Here is a 19477-nt window from a genome sequence, read left to right on the forward strand (position 1 = left end):
ACCTCAATACTTATGCAGCACGGCGAGAAGTTAACAAGTTCCACAATAAAATAGCAATAATTGAGCCAATTATTGCTAAGATAATGCCTGCAGCACTAAGAGTAGGAGCCGCTAGAGCAAATCTACCTGTGGCAAAGAATATACCAAGGCTACCACCAATAAAAGCACCGATAATACCCAGTAAAATTGTTCCTAAAATGCCGCCACCTTGATGTCCCGGGTAAATCGCTTTAGCAATAGCTCCAGCAATTAGACCTAAAGCAATCCAAGCAAGAATGTTCATGATTATTAATTTAGTAACTATTATTACTTACAGACATAGGTTAACAATTCAACCCTGGGCATTAAATCTGTCATCAGAACTAATTATTGAGAGCTTCAAGAGAGTATTTGCTTGAGTAGCACTTCTTTTGGTCTATACCTGTTTGGGTAAAACAACCAGATGAGACCTAGAGAGATTTTGGCGCAGCTTTACAAAAAAACAGATAAGCTATTTTATCTAGGCTAATTGTTTAAACTTTACTATGGCAACAATTAACGACAACTATCTGAAGCTGAAAGCTGGTTACTTGTTTCCCGAAATTGCTCGGCGGGTGAATACCTTTGCTCAAGCAAATCCTGATGCGAAAATTATCCGCTTGGGTATTGGTGATGTTACTGAACCTCTACCAGAAGCCTGTCGCACGGCTATGATCGCAGCTGTGGCAGAAATGGGCGATCGCACTACTTTTAAAGGCTATGGTCCGGAACAAGGTTATGCTTGGCTGCGAGAAAAGATTGCCGCTCAAGATTTTCAAGCCAGAGGAGCTGATATAGATGCCTCAGAAATCTTTATCTCTGATGGTTCTAAGTGCGATACAGGCAACATTCTCGACATTTTTGGCAAAAATAACATTATTGCAGTTACAGACCCTGTATACCCCGTCTATGTGGACACTAATGTTATGGCTGGTAATACCGGGGAAGCTAATGATCAAGGGGAATTTGCGGGTTTAGTGTATCTGCCGATTTCGGCTGAAAATAACTTCACAGCTGAGATTCCCTCCCAGAAAGTCGATTTAATTTATCTGTGTTTCCCCAATAATCCTACTGGCGCAACTGCGACCAAGGAACATCTCCAAGCATGGGTAGACTATGCGAGGGCCCATAACTCAATTATTTTCTTTGATGCTGCTTACGAAGCTTATATCACTGATCCGACCATTCCTCACTCAATATATGAAATTGAAGGCGCAAGGGAATGTGCTATTGAGTTTCGTTCTTTCTCTAAGAATGCAGGTTTTACAGGAACCCGTTGCGCGTTAACTGTTGTACCCAAGACTCTAACCGCTAAAGCTGCTGATGGTTCGGATGTGGAATTGTGGAAGTTGTGGAACCGTCGCCAATCCACTAAGTTTAATGGGGTTTCCTACATCATCCAACGGGGTGCTGAAGCTGTATACTCTCAAGCAGGACAAGCACAGATTCAGGCATTGGTAAGTTTTTACCTAGAAAATGCCAAAATTATTCGTGAGCAACTTTCTGGCGCAGGTTTGGCTGTATATGGTGGGATCAATGCTCCTTATGTTTGGGTGAAGACCCCCAATGATTTATCTAGTTGGGACTTTTTTGATAAGCTGCTACATACTGTAAATGTGGTGGGTACCCCTGGTTCTGGTTTTGGTGCTGCGGGTGAGGGTTATTTCCGCATTTCGGCTTTTAATAGTCGGGAAAATGTGGAGGAAGCTATGAAGCGTATTACTCAGAAGTTTAAGCTGTAAAAGTTTGTGGTGGGCATTGCCCACCCCAGATCAAATATGATCAGGTTAACATTAATAATATGGGGTTAAATATTTGAATATATTAGGCAAACTTCCAGGTGTAAGTTTAGCGTTAAATTTTTATGCTTTATGGGATGAATTGGTTTAATTCTTTAACTAGAAGATGTACTGTTGTAGAAGGATTATCACTTTCTGGGTTGGGTGGATTATATTGTTTGAGAAGATTTTCAGCATTTTTAATGGCAGTAGTTTGTAAATGTTCTATTTGTTCATAAATTTGATTACTATTTTTCTTATATTGTTGTTTCAGGTGCGTTTTTAATTTCTTAATATAATCTTCTCTGGTAATTCCGGTATCGAGAAATTCAAAATGTAAAACATACCATAATTCAAAAGCTTCATTAGAATAAGCAACTTTAAATCCTACTCTTTCAGCATTTGCTATTGCATTGTTAAAATCTTGTTTTGGCGAATCATCTCGGTCAAATACACACCAAACTTGGTCATATTCTCCTTTATTTTCAGTATTCAATTCTTGCGCTTTTTTTACCAGGTTACTTGGATTATAGCCGAATCCTCGCACATCAATTACATCTTTCGGAACACGAAAAGATTTAAAGTAGTTTGGTTCAGTTTCTTCACCCTCACAGACAATTAAAAATTTTTTTCGTAATTTCCGTGTTCCAACTCTTCTCTCAGAATAACCACTAGATGAGGCTTCCATCTTTTTTTTAGCCATTATTATCATCCCAGATCTGGCTCAAGTTACCAATAAAGGGAATAGCACCATATTTTCCTTTAATGTAGTCACTTTCAAATGAAGCGTCATTCCTAATTTTATATTCCACTAAGGAATATAAATCTGTAGCGCCATATTTATTTTTTTCTGTAAACCAGATTTGATCTCTACGAAATAGTTTGTTATTCAGAAGGTTGGTATCATGAGTCATAAATATTAATTGTGCATTCTTATAATTGGTGTCTTGAGAGTTAAACATTTCCACAATTGCTTTAGTCATCAAAGGATGAAGTCTTGCATCAAATTCATCAAATATTAAAGTATTACCTTTTTTAAGGGTATCTATTAAAAGTCCCGCTATGGAAAATATTTTTTTCGTTCCTTCCGATTCTTGATTGTCTAAATCAAATGACTCCAGAGATATAAAATTACCTTGATGATCAAATTTTTGATGGATGGTCATTATAGTTCGTGATGTTGCTTTTACAGTTGCGCTCTTAACTTCTTTTAATAGTTCTTCTGGTATTAACAAAGGGTTAAGTGTAACCTCTCTTTCTGTGACCCTGATGTCTCGGATACCTAAATCTAGATTTTTGATTAATTGAATGATTTCTTCTCTATTATCATGACCTGCTTCTAAACACTTAACTGTGTAATTTGAATAAGTATTTAAACCGGAAATTATTTGTATTTTTTTTGTTATCCACTCTAGGATTTTCTTAGCTGTTTCAACATTAAATTGAGCAGCTACTGATATAAACAGTGCATTTTCTCTAGTTTTTGATTGAATGTCTTCTCCTTGAAAATTTTTAGATATATTGAAGTGTTGATAATTACGTTCAAAAAGCCGAGTCTGTCTTTTTTTAGGCACATAAAATAACCATTCTGAAACAATATTTTTTTCAGTAGCTGCAAAACCATATCGATATATTTTATCATCTAAAATAAATACAATTTCAAATAAAGATGGTTGGGTTTCAGTTTCGGTGCTAAGTGCAAATGGTTCCACATTTATTGGTTCCGTACTCTGAGTTTCTTTAGAGGAGTTAATCATAAACCATTTCATAAAGTTGATGGCTTTTGCTAGATTACTTTTACCGCTAGCATTAGCACCATAAATGGCAGCACTTTTAAGTAATGTCAGTTGATCATCTACAACAAAAGTATTGTGTTCATCAGTTTTTGTGTCTTGGGCGACAATATTAGCCGCCTTCATGCTAAAGGTGACTTTATCTTTGAATGATCTGTAATTACCAATACTAAACTCTATGAGCATAGTCAATTTTTATTGCTAAAGGGCATATTTGTGATTTTTTCACAAGTATCTATTTTAAGCATAACGGTGATTGAGACGAGGGAGTATAAATACTCTGGTGCAAGTCAGCATGAATAAATTGATGTGAAAGTACCTCTAGATTACAATGATTGACGGGAGCGTAATCACCCAGAGAAATGAGATGAATGCTGACGAATTGTTCCAAGAGGGATTCAATAAACATTTGCAAGGTGACTATCTAGAAGCCATAGCAGATTATACTCAAGTTATTGCAACTCAGCCAGGCCAGGCCGAGGCATACCACAATAGAGGTCTGATTCTCAGCAGTCAACTCAAAGATTATTATGGGGCGATCGCCGACTTTAATCAAGTTATAGAAATCAATCCCACTCTGTCCGGTGCATATTACAATCGTGGTAATGCCCGTTACTTCTTAGGGGATTATGAGGGTGCTATTGCCGATTTTGAGCAAGCTATAGAAATCGAGCCAAATTTTGCGGGGTCATACCACGGTCGGGGTAATGCCTACCTAGGTTTACAAAATTATAACCAAGCGATCGCGGATTATCAACAAGCGATAGAAAAAAATCCTGACTTAGCTACTGATATCCACTTTGATGTTGCTAAGGCTTTACATAATCGGGGTGTAGAGCGTTGTCATCGCAGTGATTATCAAGGAGCGCTTGCGGATTTGCAGCAAGCTTTACAATGGTATCCTGATTTTGCTGCCGCTCACATCGCTAGAGGTAATATCTACTATATTTTAGGGAAGTATGCTGAAGCGATCGCCGACCATGAACGGGCTTTACAAATAGATGCCAATTTGGCTGTAGCTTATCATAATCGAGGTAATGCCCGCTATGCCCTGGGAGAAAATCAGGCCGCGATAGAGGATTACAATCGGGCTTTGAAAATTGACTCTGGCTTTGCTGAAGCTTACTACAATCGGGGTCTTGTTTATTCTCGCCTGGAAGATTTTACGCAAGCAATTGCTGACTTTAACCAAGCACTGAAGTTGAACCCTGATGATGTGCAAGCATACACTGAACTGGGTCTGATTAGAGAAACTTTAAGAGATTATCACCAAGCCCTGGAGGACTATAGCCAAGCACTGCAAAAAAACCCAACTCTAGCTTTAGTATACGGTTTGCGCGCGAATGTACGTCGCCTTGTGCGAGATTTTCAAGGAGCAGTTGATGATAGTAATCGACTTATACAACTTGAGCCGCATTTGGCTACAGGGTACTACCATCGTGCTACAACTTTGTCTAGTTGGGGAGATTATCAAGGGGCTATTGATGATTATACCACGGCATTAAAGATTACTCCTGATTTAGTTGCAGCTTATTATGGTCGAGGTATTGCTCACCATAATTTGGAATATTTCTTCGCCGCAGTTGCAGATAATACTCAAGCCATAGAGTTACTTCCTAACTTTTCCCAAGCTTACTGTAATCGGGGTAATGCTTATCGTCTTTTAGGCGAGGAAGATAAGGCCATAGCAGATTATAATCAAGCATTAGAAATCAATCCCGATTTGATAGAAGCTTACTACAATCGAGCCTCTGTGTGTTACAAGCTCCAAGACTATGAGAGTGCAGTTGCAGACTACACCAATAGCTTGCGTGGCGCAGCCATAGCACTCAAAAGGGAGCCTCTATCTGCTTTTTACCGCGATCTGCTTGCACATGGGCTTCGCTATCGCGCCAATGCTCGCTATGCTCTGGAGGACTATCAAGGAGCAATACAAGATTATAGTCAAGTTATTTCTATGGAGTCTAGTATAGTGGAAGACTGGTACAATCGAGGTCGCGCCCTTTCTATGTTGGGAGACCTAACCGCTGGGTTGGCTGATTTAAACCAAGCTTTAGAACGTCAACCTTATTGGGCTTCAGCTTATATGCTCAGAGCTGATATCCGCCGTCGTCTACAAGACTATGAAGGTGCAATTGGGGATTTTCAAAAATGTGCTGATATCTATTATCAAGAAGGAAATATGGAGTATTATCAACCAATTCTCGAAGCGATCGCACAGCTTGAGCGTCTCTAATCTTCGTATAAAACTTCTATGCAGCACCTCCACATTTTTGTTACCAGATATTTAGAAAATAACTGTACGAAATTGTATAGTTTTATGTTTCTTTTTCTCAAATTATGTTAATGTGACCGGTAATACTGTTGCTTAAACAATAATTTTGCTAGAGTATATTCAAGGCTTTGTGGAATCTTCTCTTCGTAAACTTCCTGTGCTTGTAGAAATTGCGATTAACTTACCGACCTAAGATTATGCACTGCTTCACCTATCGCTTGTTTGTAGGTTTGAAGGCTGCTATCTTCTCTCTGCCTATTTCCCTAGGAAACAATAGTACTAAACACCTACCTGAGTGTAAATTTATGATGTATGACACTGGACTTAACTTCGACCGTGGATCTGGACGCATTGCCACGGGTTACTAAATTCGCCTTCATTAAATGAAGTATTCCCTCATTTGAGTGATTACTGAAATATTCATGGAGGAAATTAAGACGTAGATAGCTTGGTTAGCGAACCTGTCGCCAATCCTTTATTCTGGATATTATACCATAATCCAGAACTTGGCCAAGCTATCGCCATAAAATACTATTACCCCCAGGTCATTTAGTTGATGACCTGTTATTTTCTCTTAAATTTCTGTGAATAGACACCAAAGCCCAAACAAGATACTATAAAATTTATACAGTTGAATATTAAAAATATTCTGGATATTTAGCAAAAAAAGCATCATTTAACAAAATGGCTCAAGAAATAGAGCGTAAATATTTGCTCCAAGGGGATAGTTGGCGCGAATTATCCATAGGAAGTGTATATTGTCAAGGATATATTCCGACGAAAAATCAAGTGACTGTACGTGTGCGTATAGTAGGACAACAAGGTTATTTAACGATTAAAGGACCTAGTGTTGAATGCTCAAGGTTAGAGTTTGAGTATCCCATCCCTGTGGAAGATGCTCAAGAAATGCTCAATACATTGTGTGAACAGCCTTGGATTGAAAAAATTAGATACAAAGTAGAATGGGGAGGGTTGACATGGGAAATAGACGAGTTTGATGGTTTAAACAAAGGGCTAATTCTAGCAGAAGTTGAACTCAAGGATGCCAATCAAGAAATTGAACTACCCCCTTGGATTGGGGAAGAAGTATCTCACGATCACAGATATTTTAACAGCTATTTGGTCAAACACCCATTTTCACAATGGTTAAGATAGCTTCGCGGTGGGTGTCACCGACGAAATAAATATTACTAATTATACTGAGACTGTCCAAGTTTGTTTAGCCGGATGTTTTGAAGAAAATATGGTTTTTGCATATACCCAAGCCCTGGTGACTATAGCATCTGTTAACTGGGAAAAATTAGTTAATTTCTATACTCAGCTACTTGAGGAACAACCATCTTCTCTTATCCCCAGTGTCTATGCAGAGTTTCAACTTCCGGGTTTAAGATTGGGTATTTTTCAACCTGACAAGAACCACACATGGGAATTTGCCACATCAGCTAAGAGTAAGATCAGTTTATGTTTAGAAGTGAGTAATTTAGAAGCAGCGATCGCTCACCTGACAAACTTAGGCTACCCACCCCCCGGTAAAATCTCCACACCTTCCCATGGGAGAGAAATTTATGCTTATGACCCCGATGGCAACCGCTTAATTTTACATCAAAAATACACCTGATCCATCGCTTTTGTACAAAAGAGTGCTATAATCACTACCTATTGGCCATTAATTATGTCTTTAACTCAAAACTATAAATTAAACCTGATCCAATGGTATCCAGGTCATATTGCTAAGGCGGAAAAGCAGCTCAAAGAACAGCTGACCCGGGTAGATGTGGTGTTGGAAGTACGAGACGCGCGGATTCCTTTAGCAACACACCACCCCCAAATAGATGAATGGGTGGGGGATAAGGCGCGGATATTGGTATTAAACCGATTAGATATGATTTCCCCCCAAGTGCGATCGCTTTGGGTAGATTGGTTTAAACATCAAGGTCAAGTTGCCTATTTTACCAATGCTAAACAAGGTCAAGGTGTGGTGGCGATCGCCAAGGCCGCCCAAGCAGCAGGGGTAAAACTCAATCAAAGAAGACGCGATCGCGGGATGTTACCTCGTCCAGTGCGCGCAGTAGTCATTGGATTTCCCAACGTCGGGAAATCAGCCTTAATTAACCGTCTTTTAGGAAAGCGAGTGGTAGAAAGTGCTGCGCGTCCAGGGGTGACTCGCTCCTTACGCTGGGTGAGAATTTCTGAACACTTAGAATTACTAGATGCTCCTGGGGTTATTCCCTTAAAAATGGGAAATCAAGAAGCGGCCGCCAAGTTAGCAATTTGTGATGACATTGGTCAAGCATCTTATGATAATCAACTAGTAGCATCTACTTTGATCGACTTACTCAACCAACTCCAAGAGACAGCAGGAAACTTATTACCACCCTCACCCCTATATACCCGCTACCAACTTGACCCGGTGCTGTACACAGGCGAAAGCTATTTACACGCCTTAGCAGAACATCGCTATCAAGGGGACGTAGAACGCACAGCCAGACATCTGTTAACAGATTTTCGTAAGGGCTTATTGGGTACAATCCCCTTAGAATTACCACGTAATTTCTAACATGGTAAAACTCTTGTGCTGCGGGCATCTTGCCCGCTAGTATTGTACCTCACAAGAGATAAATATGCTGTAGTGAGTTGTGCGCCGGAGCCTCCCCAGGCGATCACCCTTTTAAGCCAGGCGTTTAGCTTCCACAGTTAGCGGTAAACTAGCCGCATCTGGTAATTGAGCAAATTCTAATTCCCAGCCATTGGCTAAAGTGAGAACTATCCCATCATTACCATCTGTTTGTTTAACTACTTCTTCCTCAAGGTCTTTTTTAGCAACGTAAGCAACTAAATGGCCAGCATCGTTCATCCGTAGCATTACTTTCATGAGTTCTCCTCAACCGATTCTAGTTCTCTTTTCCGACAACCGACAACGAACCCTGTCTCTAGAAAATGCACCGCATAAATATAGGAAGTTTGTAGATAAGTACCTATACTCGCTATGTAGCCAATATCCCCTATATTACCTAAAACAGCCCCGATTTCTTGACCGGGAAATGTACCATCGTTTTTGATTAGTTTACGAAGTCTGACTTTTTGACCGATTTCAAAAACAGGCGGTAAGTTTAGTTCTAATTCATCACGTTGCATGAGAGTACCTCTGTTCTCTTACCAAGCTCAAAAGTTCTTCTACAGTCAGATTGCGTTTTTGCTTAATTGACTGCTGGCGAACTGCATCCAATACAGACTGGGTTTCCTCCGGGTCAAGAAAAATGTCGTTTTGCTGTAACAAACTATTAATGTGATGTCTACCAGAATGCTTACCCACTACCAAACGCCTTTCCCAACCTACCTCTTCCGGTGCGAATGGTTCGTAGGTGAGGGGGTTTTGCAATACGCCGTGAGCATGAATTCCCGACTCATGAGCGAAGGTATTTTCGCCCACAATTGCTTTCCAGGGTGGAACATGAGAATTGGATGCTGAAGCAACCAGTTGTGATAGTTCCAACAAACGGCGAGTATCAACACCCAAATTAATGCCGTAAATGCGTTTAATGGACATGACCACTTCTTCTAAAGCTGCATTTCCCGCCCTTTCCCCTACGCCGTTAACTGTGGTATTTACAGATGTAGCTCCAGCTTTGATACCAGCTAGGGCGTTAGCAGTGGCCAAGCCAAAATCATTATGAGTGTGAATTTCTACAGGAATGGACAAAGCCGAAACCAATTGTTTAACTTTGGCGTAGGTGCTGAAGGGGTCGAGAACGCCCACAGTATCGCAGAAGCGAAAACGTGACGCGCCCCATTCTTGGGCATTAAGTGCTACATCTAACAGGAAGTTGGGGTCAGCTCTAGAAGAATCTTCACCGCCTACTGCTACCCAAAGACCTTTATCTACTGCAAAGCTGATACAGTCTTTGAGTTTTTGTAAACTTACCCGCCATTGACCATGAAATTTAGCAGCGATTTGGATTCCAGAAACCGGAATAGCAATATGTACTCGCTGTAAACCACAGGTCATGGAGGCTTTGATATCTGAAATTACAGCCCGGTTCCAGCCCAGAAGCTTGGCTTGCAAACCTAACTGGGAAATTGCTATAATGGCGTGTGTCTCTGCATCTCCCATGGCTGGAATTCCCACTTCTAACTCGGGAATACCAATAGCGTCCAGAAATTTGGCGATCGCGACTTTTTCTTCAAAAGTGAAAGCAACACCTGCTGCTTGTTCACCATCACGTAATGTAGTGTCATTAATTAAGATTTCATTCATCTCAAACATCCCTCTTAGGAACCATTCTTAATATTCCTTGTGTTTTGGCAGCTTATTTCCCTGAAAAGTTTAGTAAATGCCTAATGCAAATGCTGATACCCGGCGTGGCGTAACCATAGGATGAATGGTAAATGCTATAAACTCTCAGATTTAATATTTCATCTTCATGATTATTAAATCATAACTAAATTAACACATCATATCTGTATGACATCAAACCAAATATAGGTATATTTTAGAATTATTTTCACTATTGCTAAATCATCTATTTTGTAATAGCGATTAATTTATAGTCATCCTATTTGACTTGAGAAATTATCAGTGAGGAAAGGGAACAGGGAACAGAAATTGTTCATGAATCATTTAGGATTGCTTTATTTAACTATTAGTAAATTAGAGCATAAAGCTGAGAAAAATAATCATTTGGTCAGTTAGCTGAGGTCAACCGATGAAAATTAGACATGACATCTGTTAACGATGGTTATCTAGCCAATCTAGAATCTGCTCTAATTGCTCTAAGTTAACCAGTCCATATTGCCACAGGAGCATTGGTAACGGACCATTATCAAACTGACGGTGGCGTAAAGCTACAGCAATATCTGCATTTGTCAGTTCTATCTCCTGATGTAAAAAGTTGATGAATTTTCTTTCACTGTTACAGGTAGTCATAACTTGATAGGAAAATGAACAAATAAGAGAGGACATTTAGGAGTTGTCTGCATCGGAGCAACGTTCTAGCCAATCTACTAATTCCTGGCGAGAAGCGAGAAATTGCATTAGGATACTGCGAATCAGGATGGCTTCTAGCACGTTATTGACTTGGACTGTTAAGGAACCATCACTGTGACAACAGCAGGGAATCATTAATTCTTGCAAACGTTGAGCAATGGTCCAGCGAATTGACAAGAGCTTTCCGCGCATCCCAAAAACAGCGCTTGGTCCATCGCATAAGGAAATCTGCAAAACTTGCTCGTCTGGGAAATCAGAACTATGAGGTGTAAACATGATGAATAAGTTGTCAATAGTTCTTCGTCCTGGGTTTACATCAAAAAGCCTTGTGCTATTTTCTGCTTATATCAGGTGACTCCCAACAGGACACTACAACCAATGCTGATTGGATTTATTGGATTAATTACATTTGTACTCAAGTATCTTCAAGGGTGATTTCAGGGAAATTTAAAATTTTCCTGGGGGTAGGGTACTAGTATTGAATAATAGGGGTTCTAGTTTTCTGAGGTGAGGGGGTTCAGCATTTTTCTACTCAATACAAAATACTTCACCTGTAAGAGTTTGCAGCGAATTAGGCAAGTTATTTTGCAATTTATTAAGTTGTACTCACTGGCACGTCAAGATGAGGTAAACAGCATGATAAGTCATATAAAGCCTTTTTCAGGCTCATGAAGTACACACCAATTCCCTATTCCCTGTTCCCTGTTCCCTGTTCCCTGTTCCCTAAAACTAAAAAAAATTGTACCTCACGAGCATGGTAAATGCTATATCTGTATAGCCAGCTACGATTCCTATTCTAGGATTTCGCCAGGGAAAAAACAGGTTTCTTTATTTTGTTTTAGGTTTTTTTGTCTGTGTATATGTATACGTTTCTTAATATAAACTTTGTCAAACTTTACTTATCTGCAGAAGACACTCAGGGGAATGCTAGAGTGTAATTTATTTACGCAAGTTTACTTGTGCTAATACACCGATAGTGTGCATTGCCAAATTCCATGAAACAGCAGAAAAATCTATTCAGCCATCTCACCGCCATTGAAAGAACTTCCTTATCATTTCCGGCAGAGTTTTTATTAAATCAAAACCTGTTAAAAGGCCAAATATTAGATTTTGGTTGCGGTTTTGGCAATGATGTCAAGATGATCAGTCAAAAAGGCCTTGATATTACAGGCTATGACCCTCATTATTTTCCCCAATATCCTCAAGTCAAGTTTGACACAATAATTTGTTTTTATGTTTTAAATGTTGTGTTCCCTGAAGAACAAGCTAATATCCTCATGGAAGTATCTCATCTGTTAAAACCAGGAGGTAAAGCTTATTATGCCGTGAGGAGAGATATCAAAAGGGAAGGATTTAGAGAACATTATGTCCACAAAAAGCCTACATATCAATGTTTAGCTAGACTTCCCTTTAACTCATTGTACTCAGATGAAATGCGCGAAATATATGAATATGTTCATTATAATCAACAGCGAAATTCTACCAATTATTGTATATTTTGTAATCCTCACAAACATCTCAGATTAGTGACAGAATCAGCGACCGCCTATGCTATGTTTGATGGTTATCCCATCAGTAAAGGTCACACTTTAGTTATTCCTAAACGTCATATTAGTAATTATTTTGACTTACCACTCAAAGAACAGTCTGCTTGCTGGTTGATGGTGAATAAAGTCCAGGAAATTCTCAAAACAGAATTTGCTCCTGATGGTTTTAATGTCGGTATGAACGTCAATAGAGCGGGGGGTCAAAATATTATGCACGCCAGTATTCATGTTATCCCTCGTTACAAAGGTGATGCTGTTGGTAAAAGTGGTATCAGAAAAGTGATCCCTCGGACATGAGAAATTGCCGTTTCCTCCGGGTTGTTTAAGCGCCCAATTCCTGAACTGACCAGTATACAGACGGGGGTAAGATATCCACCCCAGAAGATTTATGTTGGTTTGATTTGCTGGAAACCTGTTGTATGATTCAAGCTACTTTTCACCGGATAAGTTTACCATATCTAAACTTGTTGGAATTAAGATTTCTCAAACCTTTTGAGCATTTTTTAGGTATTTTTATCAGGAGAAAATTAAATAAATATAAAAGGCAACTTTTGCGCCAGAAAAAATGATATGTTAGATACATAATTAAACTGTCGCCATTTCTCAATTTTGACTTTGCAAAATCCTCAACTTCTGCCTATTTAGGGATATATGCTCACTATGAACTGATCATTTTTGCTTATAGCCATTAATTCTCAATAGCTGTATGATCAGAGTTAATGTAGTTGTTTGTTGAGTGTTGATTATGCAATGTATCCAGAGTTTTCAGATATTCCATCATTCTCAAAAGCACCTGATTAACAGCGGTTGTGCCAGGGAAAATTAAGAGTTTAAGTTTTATTTTTTCTCAACAAACCGCCTGATTTAGCCAGGTGCTAGGACTTGAGGTTAATTGTCAGTAAAAATTAAATAAAGATGAACTGCATTTTTACGTCAAAAAAAATGATAGGTTAGATACAGAATGGAATTTCCCATGTATTTGGAGTGGTACGACATAAACCTGCTCTGTGTTTTTCACCCATTGAGCCGCTATTCCTGGTAATGAGAAATAGGACTTAAGGCGGTTTTGAGTACAGATTTATGTACCTGAAAGTCGATAAATAATAGGCTAAAACCCTAACTATAAATGGGTTTGAACTGAGTACTAAGAAATCCTGAACCCCTATTTATAAATTCTCGTACCCCAATTGAAAAATACTAGAACCCCTACCCGAAAAAAAAATTATTAATCTTTGTAAAACCCACACAGTCGGGGTGGTAAAATTTGAGTACAAGGGTAATAAATCCAATAAATTCTATCCTCCATAGGATCGGCAAGTATTTGAGAAGTACTGCTATAAATCTTATATCGCCAATCACTCAACGCCCTAAACACAAGGAACAGCGAAGAGTGAGTGGAGGGATGAGATAGCACCATGCCTTTGTGAAGAGAAGTCGCGGCTGTACTCAATAACTTCGACCCCAGATCAAAAAGTTGACACACACCAGCCACACCTCAGTCAATAGTTATCAAACTGTTAACTGCAGTGATGAGAAGACGCGACTTCATTTCCTAGGTAAAGACAGTAGCAACGGCATCTCCCACTGTGGCCTTTAGCCCACTGAACCCTTGCGAAATTCAATGACACTACCGTCTAGCGGACTCCTCACCTCCGAGCATCAGGAACCAGCATCAAACCCAGCAAAATCAGGTGGTTGTGGATGCGACAGCAGCACCACCGGAGAAATGGATCAAAAGCTTCAAGAACGTATCGCCAAACATCCCTGTTATAGCGAAGACGCTCATCACCACTACGCCAGAATGCACGTTGCAGTTGCACCAGCCTGTAATATTCAATGCAACTATTGTAACCGTAAATACGATTGTGCTAACGAAAGTCGTCCTGGAGTAGTGAGCGAACTGCTGACACCAGAAGAAGCTGCACACAAGGCTTTGGTAATTGCAGGTAAAATTCCCCAAATGACAGTGGTGGGAATTGCCGGACCTGGTGACCCATTGGCGAATCCTGAAAAGACTTTCCGTACATTTGAATTGATTGCAGACAAGGCACCAGATATTAAGCTTTGCCTTTCAACTAATGGTTTAATGTTACCAGAATACATTGACCGCATCAAACAACTAAATATAGATCACGTTACTATTACCCTGAATACCATAGACCCAGAAATCGGCGCTCAGATTTATTCTTGGGTTCACTACAAGCGCAAGCGTTATAGAGGTGTTGAAGGTGCTAAAATTCTGCTAGAGAAGCAGATGGAAGGATTACAAGCACTCAAAGAAGCTGATATTTTGTGCAAAGTTAACTCCGTGATGATTCCGGGGATTAATGATCAGCACCTGATCGAAGTCAATAAAATGATTCGTGAAAATGGTGCATTCTTGCACAACATTATGCCTTTGATTTCAGCACCGGAACATGGTACACATTTTGGCTTAACAGGTCAACGTGGCCCTACACCTAAGGAAGTGAAGGCACTACAAGACAATTGCGCCGGTAATATGAAAATGATGCGCCATTGTCGTCAATGCCGAGCCGATGCGGTAGGATTATTAGGAGAAGACCGCAGCCAGGAATTTACTAAGGATAAGTTCTTGGAAATGTCTCCAGAATATGACCTGGAACAACGGACTGTTGTTCATGAAGGGATTGAGAAGTTTAAACAAGAACTAAAAATAGCCAAGGAAAAGGCGCAGAAGGGCAAGAAATTTGCCAATAATCCTAAAATCTTGGTTGCAGTAGCCACCAAGGGCGGTGGGTTGGTTAACCAACACTTCGGTCATGCGAAGGAATTCCAGATTTATGAGGTGGATGGTAATCAAGTTAGCTTTGTTGGTCATCGTAAAATTGACCAATATTGTCAAGGTGGATTTGGAGAAGAAGCCACTTTTGAGCATATTATGGCAGCGATCGCAGATTGCAAAGCAATTTTAGTCTCTAAGATTGGTAACTGTCCTCAAGAGAAATTGCAAGCAGCGGGAATACAGACTGTTGAAGCTTACGACGTGATTTCAAAAGTTGCTTTGGAATTTTACGAGCAATATATCCAGGAATTAGCCAATCAGGATTAGGGAGTAGGGAATAGGGGAGATATTTCCCCATACCCAGTACCCCATACTCAGTAATCACAAAGGAGAATAATCATGGCTTATCAAATCACTAGCCAATGTATTTCCTGTAATCGTTGTCTGTCTGTATGTCCCAATGACGCAGTTAAAGTAATTGACGGTCATCATGTAATTGATGCTGCACTTTGCACAAACTGCGCCGGTAGTATTTACTCTGTCCCTCAGTGTCAAGCTATTTGTCCTACTTCTAATGGTTGTGTAAAACAACCCCACGATTATTGGGAAAGCTGGTTTGCTAATTACAATCGCTCTTTAGCAAAATTAACCAAAAAACAAGATTATTGGGAGCGTTGGTTTAATTATTACTCCCAAAAATTCTCCGAGCAATTATCTCGACATCAGAGCGAAGTAGTAGGTGTATCAGGATGATCATCATTTATCTAGACAATAATGCTACAACAAAAGTAGACCCGGAAGTTTTAGAGGTGATGTTGCCTTATCTACGGGACTACTACGGTAATCCTTCTAGTATGCACACCTTTGGTGGACAACTGGGCAAAGCTGTGAAAACAGCACGCCAACAACTAGCCGCCCTGATTGGTGCTGATGAGTCGGAAATTGTCTACACTAGTTGTGGTACAGAGGGAGATAACGCCGCCATTCGGGCTGCATTGTTAGCACAACCCCAAAAGCGACATATCATTACTACCCAGGTTGAACACCCAGCAGTTTTGAATGTCTGCAAACAACTGGAAACTCAAGGTTATACTGTTACCTATCTTTCGGTAAATCCTCAGGGACAGTTAGATTTAGATGAGTTAGAAGCTTCTCTGACTGGGAACACCGCCTTGGTAACAATTATGTATGCCAATAATGAAACAGGTACGGTGTTTCCTATTGAGCAAATTGGGTTAAGAGTCAAACAGTCTGGCGCTATCTTTCATGTGGATGCGGTGCAAGCTGTGGGCAAAATTCCCATGAACATGAAGACTAGTACCATAGATATGTTAACTCTGTCTGGTCACAAGATCCATGCTCCTAAGGGAATTGGGGCTTTGTATGTCCGGCGCGGTGTGCGGTTCCGTCCTTTGCTGATTGGTGGACACCAAGAACGTGGCCGTCGGGCAGGAACAGAAAACGTTCCGGGTATTATTGCTTTAGGTAAGGCAGCAGAGTTAGAATTATTACATTTAGAAGAGGCTACCGCCAGAGAAAGAAAATTGCGCGATCGCTTAGAGCAAACCTTACTGGCCAAAATCCCTGACTGTGAAGTCAATGGGGATGTAACGCAGAGATTACCTAACACCACTAATATTGGTTTCAAATATATTGAAGGTGAAGCAATTCTGCTCTCCCTGAACAAGCATGGTATCTGTGCTTCCTCTGGTTCTGCTTGTACTTCTGGGTCTTTAGAACCTTCCCACGTTTTGCGGGCAATGGGTTTACCCTATACTACTTTACATGGCTCTATTCGTTTTAGTCTGTCTCGCTACACTACAGAGTCTGAAATTGACAGGGTTATAGAGGTAATGCCTGATATTGTCCAACGTTTACGGGCTATGTCCCCTTTCCAGAATGATAATGCCGGTTGGCTGCAAGAACAAGCACTCATTCATAGCTAGGGACTGCTGGGTATGGGGTATGTAGAATTTTTTCTCATCCCTAGTTCCTAGTCCCTCATCTAAAATCCAAAATCTCAAATCCAAAATTGACCATGTGGGACTACACAGATAAAGTATTAGACTTGTTTTACAATCCCAAAAATCAGGGAGCTATTGAAGAAACCAGCGAACCTGGTGTTAAGGTGGCCACCGGTGAGGTTGGGAGTATTGCTTGTGGTGATGCTCTGCGACTACACCTCAAAGTTGAGGTCGAATCTGATAAAATATTAGATGCTCGCTTTCAAACCTTTGGCTGTACTAGTGCGATCGCCTCTTCGAGTGCTTTAACTGAAATGGTCAAGGGTTTAACCCTCGATGAAGCTTTGAAAATCTCTAATAAAGAGATTGCAGATTACCTCGGTGGCTTACCAGAAGCCAAGATGCACTGTTCTGTCATGGGACAAGAAGCTTTAGAAGCGGCTATTTATAACTATCGAGGTATAGCCCTCCCTACCCATGATGACGATGAAGAGGGTGCATTGATTTGTAGTTGCTTTGGTATTACTGAAGCCAAAATTCGCCGTGTGATTGTAGAAAATCATCTTACGGAAGCCGAACAAGTAACAAATTATGTAAAAGCTGGTGGCGGATGCGGTTCCTGTTTAGCGAATATTGATGATATTATAAGAGATGTAAAGGAAAAAGCCGCTTTAACCGCTGACAGTAAGCATAAAGTCGCAGTTGCTAACTCTCCCCAGCCATCATCAAAACCTTTAACCAATGTGCAAAGAATTGCACTCATTCAAAAAGTTCTCGATGAAGAGGTTAGACCCGTACTGATTGCTGATGGTGGAGATGTGGAACTCTACGACGTAGAAGGCAATAAAGTCAAGGTACTACTCCAAGGCGCTTGTGGTTCTTGTTCTAGCAGCACAGCTACTCTCAAGATTGCTATTGAAGCTAGGTTAAAAGAACGTGTGAGCCAAAACTTGGTAGTAGAAGCGGTGGAACCATAACTTTGAGACTTACACACAGCGGAAATATAACCTGTTAACCATTGAATATTCGGCAAGTAGGAGTTGAAGCAGATAGATATCGCCACATCAATTCATTCCTACTGAACAAGGACAGCAACAGCACATAGGTGAAAGTATTTCACACCTCATTGCCGATAGCATTATCCAACTCACACCGAAAGGAACAGGACATGAGTACATTGTACGACAAAATTGGTGGACAGCCAACAATTGAGAAAGTAGTTGATGCCTTTCACAACAGCATTATGGCAGACAACAGCCTCAAAGGCTTCTTCGCTAAAACCGATATGGCGAAACAACGCGCTCATCAAATTGCTTTCTTCTCTCAAATTCTCGAAGGTCCAAAGCAATACTCTGGCCGTGCTATGGACAAAACCCACTCAGGGATGAAGCTCAGTGAGCAACACTTTGAAGCTGTGAGCAAGCACCTGACTGCAGCCATGACCGCCAGTGGAGTGTCAGCAGAAGACGCTAGCGCTGCAATGGCTAAAGTCTCTAGCCTCAAAGCCGCTATTTTGAACAAGTAAGAAATCTGCATTGATTGGCGTATCACTCCTTCACATCCTACTTGTTTTCTCTACCTATTCTAATGTGTGTAATTTCTCTGTCATTTGTCCAGTCTCCACTGGACAAATGACACGGGAAACCAACTAAACAAAAACTTAACCCCGAACTATTATGACACCAAAACCCTTCAATTATGCTGTGGAGCGATCGCCCCCGCGACGTTCTACAACACGCGCTCACTGCTGTAGCTCAACAGGCGTGAACGTCAACACACAGAACCACACAAACCAACAAATCGCAGGAGAAAAATCATCATGTCAGTTGACGAGAAAATTAGACAGATAGCTTTCTACGGTAAAGGTGGTATCGGTAAATCTACCACTTCTCAAAACACCCTGGCGGCTATGGCAGAAATGGGTCAGCGCATCCTCATCGTTGGTTGTGATCCCAAAGCTGACTCCACCCGTTTGATGCTCCACAGTAAAGCTCAAACCACCGTTCTTCACTTGGCTGCTGAACGTGGTGCAGTTGAAGACTTGGAACTTGAAGAAGTAATGTTAACCGGTTTCCGTGGCGTTCGCTGCGTGGAATCCGGCGGTCCAGAACCCGGTGTAGGTTGTGCAGGTCGTGGTATTATCACCGCCATCAACTTCTTAGAAGAAAACGGCGCTTACCAAGACGTTGATTTCGTATCTTACGACGTATTGGGTGACGTTGTATGTGGTGGTTTTGCTATGCCTATCCGTGAAGATTAAGCCCTGATTTCTAGGGTTTCTCCTATTATTTGGAATCAGATGATGATTTAATCTTGCCCTAAGTTTGCCCTAATTTCACCGCAGTAAATTTTCTAAAAGAGGCGTTTTGTCGGCT

20 protein-coding genes and 2 pseudogenes are annotated in these 19477 nt (G+C 40.6%); 14 read left to right on the forward strand and 8 right to left on the reverse strand.

The genetic code is table 11. The features are described from left to right. Positions 1 to 10: 10 nt before the first annotated feature. Positions 11 to 283: a GlsB/YeaQ/YmgE family stress response membrane protein gene (locus NWP21_RS13255; RefSeq protein ID WP_271733921.1), complete on the reverse strand. Its 273-nt coding sequence runs from the start codon at positions 281 to 283 to the stop codon at positions 11 to 13. A 241-nt stretch (positions 284 to 524) separates the two neighbouring features. Between NWP21_RS13255 and NWP21_RS13260 the strand changes: the two genes are divergently transcribed. Next, complete coding sequence (locus NWP21_RS13260; protein WP_280793066.1) at positions 525 to 1760, forward strand: LL-diaminopimelate aminotransferase; 1236 nt, start codon at positions 525 to 527, stop codon at positions 1758 to 1760. 127 nt (positions 1761 to 1887) lie between these two features. Here the strand turns inward: NWP21_RS13260 and NWP21_RS13265 are convergent, their stop codons facing one another. Together NWP21_RS13265 and NWP21_RS13270 are read right to left on the reverse strand one after the other, a co-directional pair. After that, a complete protein-coding gene (locus NWP21_RS13265) occupies positions 1888 to 2499 on the reverse strand; it encodes an RloB family protein (RefSeq protein ID WP_280793067.1) in 612 nt (203 codons plus the stop codon). Then, complete coding sequence (locus NWP21_RS13270; RefSeq protein ID WP_280793068.1) at positions 2492 to 3775, reverse strand: ATP-binding protein; 1284 nt, start codon at positions 3773 to 3775, stop codon at positions 2492 to 2494. Before NWP21_RS13270 ends, NWP21_RS13265 begins: the two co-directional genes overlap by 8 nt. 181 nt (positions 3776 to 3956) lie before the next feature. On the opposite strand from NWP21_RS13270, the gene NWP21_RS13275 reads away from it, so the two are divergent. The 5 genes from NWP21_RS13275 to ylqF all read left to right on the forward strand — a co-directional run bounded on the left by NWP21_RS13275 (position 3957) and on the right by ylqF (position 8421). Continuing rightward, positions 3957 to 5825 (forward strand): tetratricopeptide repeat protein, encoded by a 1869-nt coding sequence (locus tag NWP21_RS13275; RefSeq protein ID WP_280793069.1) that lies wholly within the window; start codon positions 3957 to 3959, stop codon positions 5823 to 5825. Positions 5826 to 6061: 236 nt separating this feature from the next. Continuing rightward, the gene (locus NWP21_RS13280; protein WP_280793070.1) at positions 6062 to 6232 is read left to right on the forward strand and encodes a hypothetical protein; all 171 of its coding nucleotides are present in this window, start codon (positions 6062 to 6064) and stop codon (positions 6230 to 6232) included. 316 nt (positions 6233 to 6548) lie between these two features. Next, a complete protein-coding gene (locus NWP21_RS13285; protein WP_280793071.1) occupies positions 6549 to 7019 on the forward strand; it encodes a CYTH domain-containing protein in 471 nt (156 codons plus the stop codon). An 88-nt stretch (positions 7020 to 7107) separates the two neighbouring features. Further along, a complete protein-coding gene (locus NWP21_RS13290; protein ID WP_271731351.1) occupies positions 7108 to 7482 on the forward strand; it encodes a VOC family protein in 375 nt (124 codons plus the stop codon). Positions 7483 to 7536: 54 nt separating this feature from the next. After that, positions 7537 to 8421: a ribosome biogenesis GTPase YlqF gene (gene ylqF, locus NWP21_RS13295; RefSeq protein ID WP_280793072.1), complete on the forward strand. Its 885-nt coding sequence runs from the start codon at positions 7537 to 7539 to the stop codon at positions 8419 to 8421. Positions 8422 to 8532: 111 nt separating this feature from the next. Here ylqF and nifT read toward each other — a convergent pair whose 3' ends face one another. The 5 genes and pseudogenes from nifT to NWP21_RS13320 all read right to left on the reverse strand — a co-directional run bounded on the left by nifT (position 8533) and on the right by NWP21_RS13320 (position 11124). Beyond that, on the reverse strand, positions 8533 to 8736 hold the full coding sequence (gene nifT, locus NWP21_RS13300) for a putative nitrogen fixation protein NifT (protein WP_271731339.1): 204 nt from the start codon (positions 8734 to 8736) through the stop codon (positions 8533 to 8535). Further along, positions 8681 to 8999 (reverse strand): annotated as a pseudogene (locus tag NWP21_RS13305) (nitrogen fixation protein NifZ). Before NWP21_RS13305 ends, nifT begins: the two are co-directional and overlap by 56 nt. Further along, the gene (gene nifV / locus NWP21_RS13310; RefSeq protein ID WP_271731340.1) at positions 8989 to 10119 is read right to left on the reverse strand and encodes a homocitrate synthase; all 1131 of its coding nucleotides are present in this window, start codon (positions 10117 to 10119) and stop codon (positions 8989 to 8991) included. The pseudogene NWP21_RS13305 and the gene nifV overlap by 11 nt, the downstream one beginning before the upstream one ends. A 471-nt stretch (positions 10120 to 10590) precedes the next feature. Then, positions 10591 to 10788 (reverse strand): DUF2949 domain-containing protein, encoded by a 198-nt coding sequence (locus NWP21_RS13315; RefSeq protein WP_271731341.1) that lies wholly within the window; start codon positions 10786 to 10788, stop codon positions 10591 to 10593. Positions 10789 to 10824: 36 nt separating this feature from the next. Then, positions 10825 to 11124, reverse strand: coding sequence for an Asr1405/Asl0597 family protein (locus tag NWP21_RS13320; RefSeq protein WP_271731342.1), 300 nt, complete (start codon positions 11122 to 11124; stop codon positions 10825 to 10827). Between the two features lie 719 nt (positions 11125 to 11843). On the opposite strand from NWP21_RS13320, the gene NWP21_RS13325 reads away from it, so the two are divergent. The 8 genes and pseudogenes from NWP21_RS13325 to NWP21_RS13360 all read left to right on the forward strand — a co-directional run. Beyond that, positions 11844 to 12692, forward strand: coding sequence for an HIT domain-containing protein (locus tag NWP21_RS13325; RefSeq protein WP_280793073.1), 849 nt, complete (start codon positions 11844 to 11846; stop codon positions 12690 to 12692). Positions 12693 to 14016: 1324 nt separating this feature from the next. After that, positions 14017 to 15465, forward strand: a complete 1449-nt coding sequence (gene nifB, locus NWP21_RS13330; protein WP_271731344.1) for a nitrogenase cofactor biosynthesis protein NifB — start codon at positions 14017 to 14019, stop codon at positions 15463 to 15465. Between the two features lie 72 nt (positions 15466 to 15537). After that, positions 15538 to 15891 carry a 4Fe-4S binding protein gene (locus NWP21_RS13335; RefSeq protein ID WP_271731345.1) on the forward strand — a complete coding sequence of 118 codons (354 nt, stop codon included), beginning with the start codon at positions 15538 to 15540 and terminating at the stop codon, positions 15889 to 15891. Continuing rightward, positions 15888 to 17084: a cysteine desulfurase NifS gene (gene nifS / locus NWP21_RS13340; RefSeq protein WP_280793074.1), complete on the forward strand. Its 1197-nt coding sequence runs from the start codon at positions 15888 to 15890 to the stop codon at positions 17082 to 17084. Before NWP21_RS13335 ends, nifS begins: the two co-directional genes overlap by 4 nt. Positions 17085 to 17176: 92 nt before the next feature. Continuing rightward, complete coding sequence (gene nifU, locus NWP21_RS13345; protein ID WP_280793075.1) at positions 17177 to 18079, forward strand: Fe-S cluster assembly protein NifU; 903 nt, start codon at positions 17177 to 17179, stop codon at positions 18077 to 18079. A 191-nt stretch (positions 18080 to 18270) separates the two neighbouring features. Next, positions 18271 to 18627, forward strand: coding sequence for a group 1 truncated hemoglobin (locus tag NWP21_RS13350; protein WP_271731348.1), 357 nt, complete (start codon positions 18271 to 18273; stop codon positions 18625 to 18627). A gap of 151 nt (positions 18628 to 18778) precedes the next feature. Beyond that, on the forward strand, positions 18779 to 18952 hold the full coding sequence (locus NWP21_RS13355) for a hypothetical protein (RefSeq protein WP_271760943.1): 174 nt from the start codon (positions 18779 to 18781) through the stop codon (positions 18950 to 18952). Beyond that, positions 18922 to 19356: pseudogene (locus tag NWP21_RS13360) on the forward strand (AAA family ATPase); the annotation flags it as partial. The gene NWP21_RS13355 and the pseudogene NWP21_RS13360, both read left to right, overlap by 31 nt. Positions 19357 to 19477: the final 121 nt, after the last annotated feature.

The organism is Anabaenopsis sp. FSS-46 (genome assembly GCF_029891665.1).
GTDB classification, from domain to species: domain Bacteria; phylum Cyanobacteriota; class Cyanobacteriia; order Cyanobacteriales; family Nostocaceae; genus Anabaenopsis; species Anabaenopsis arnoldii.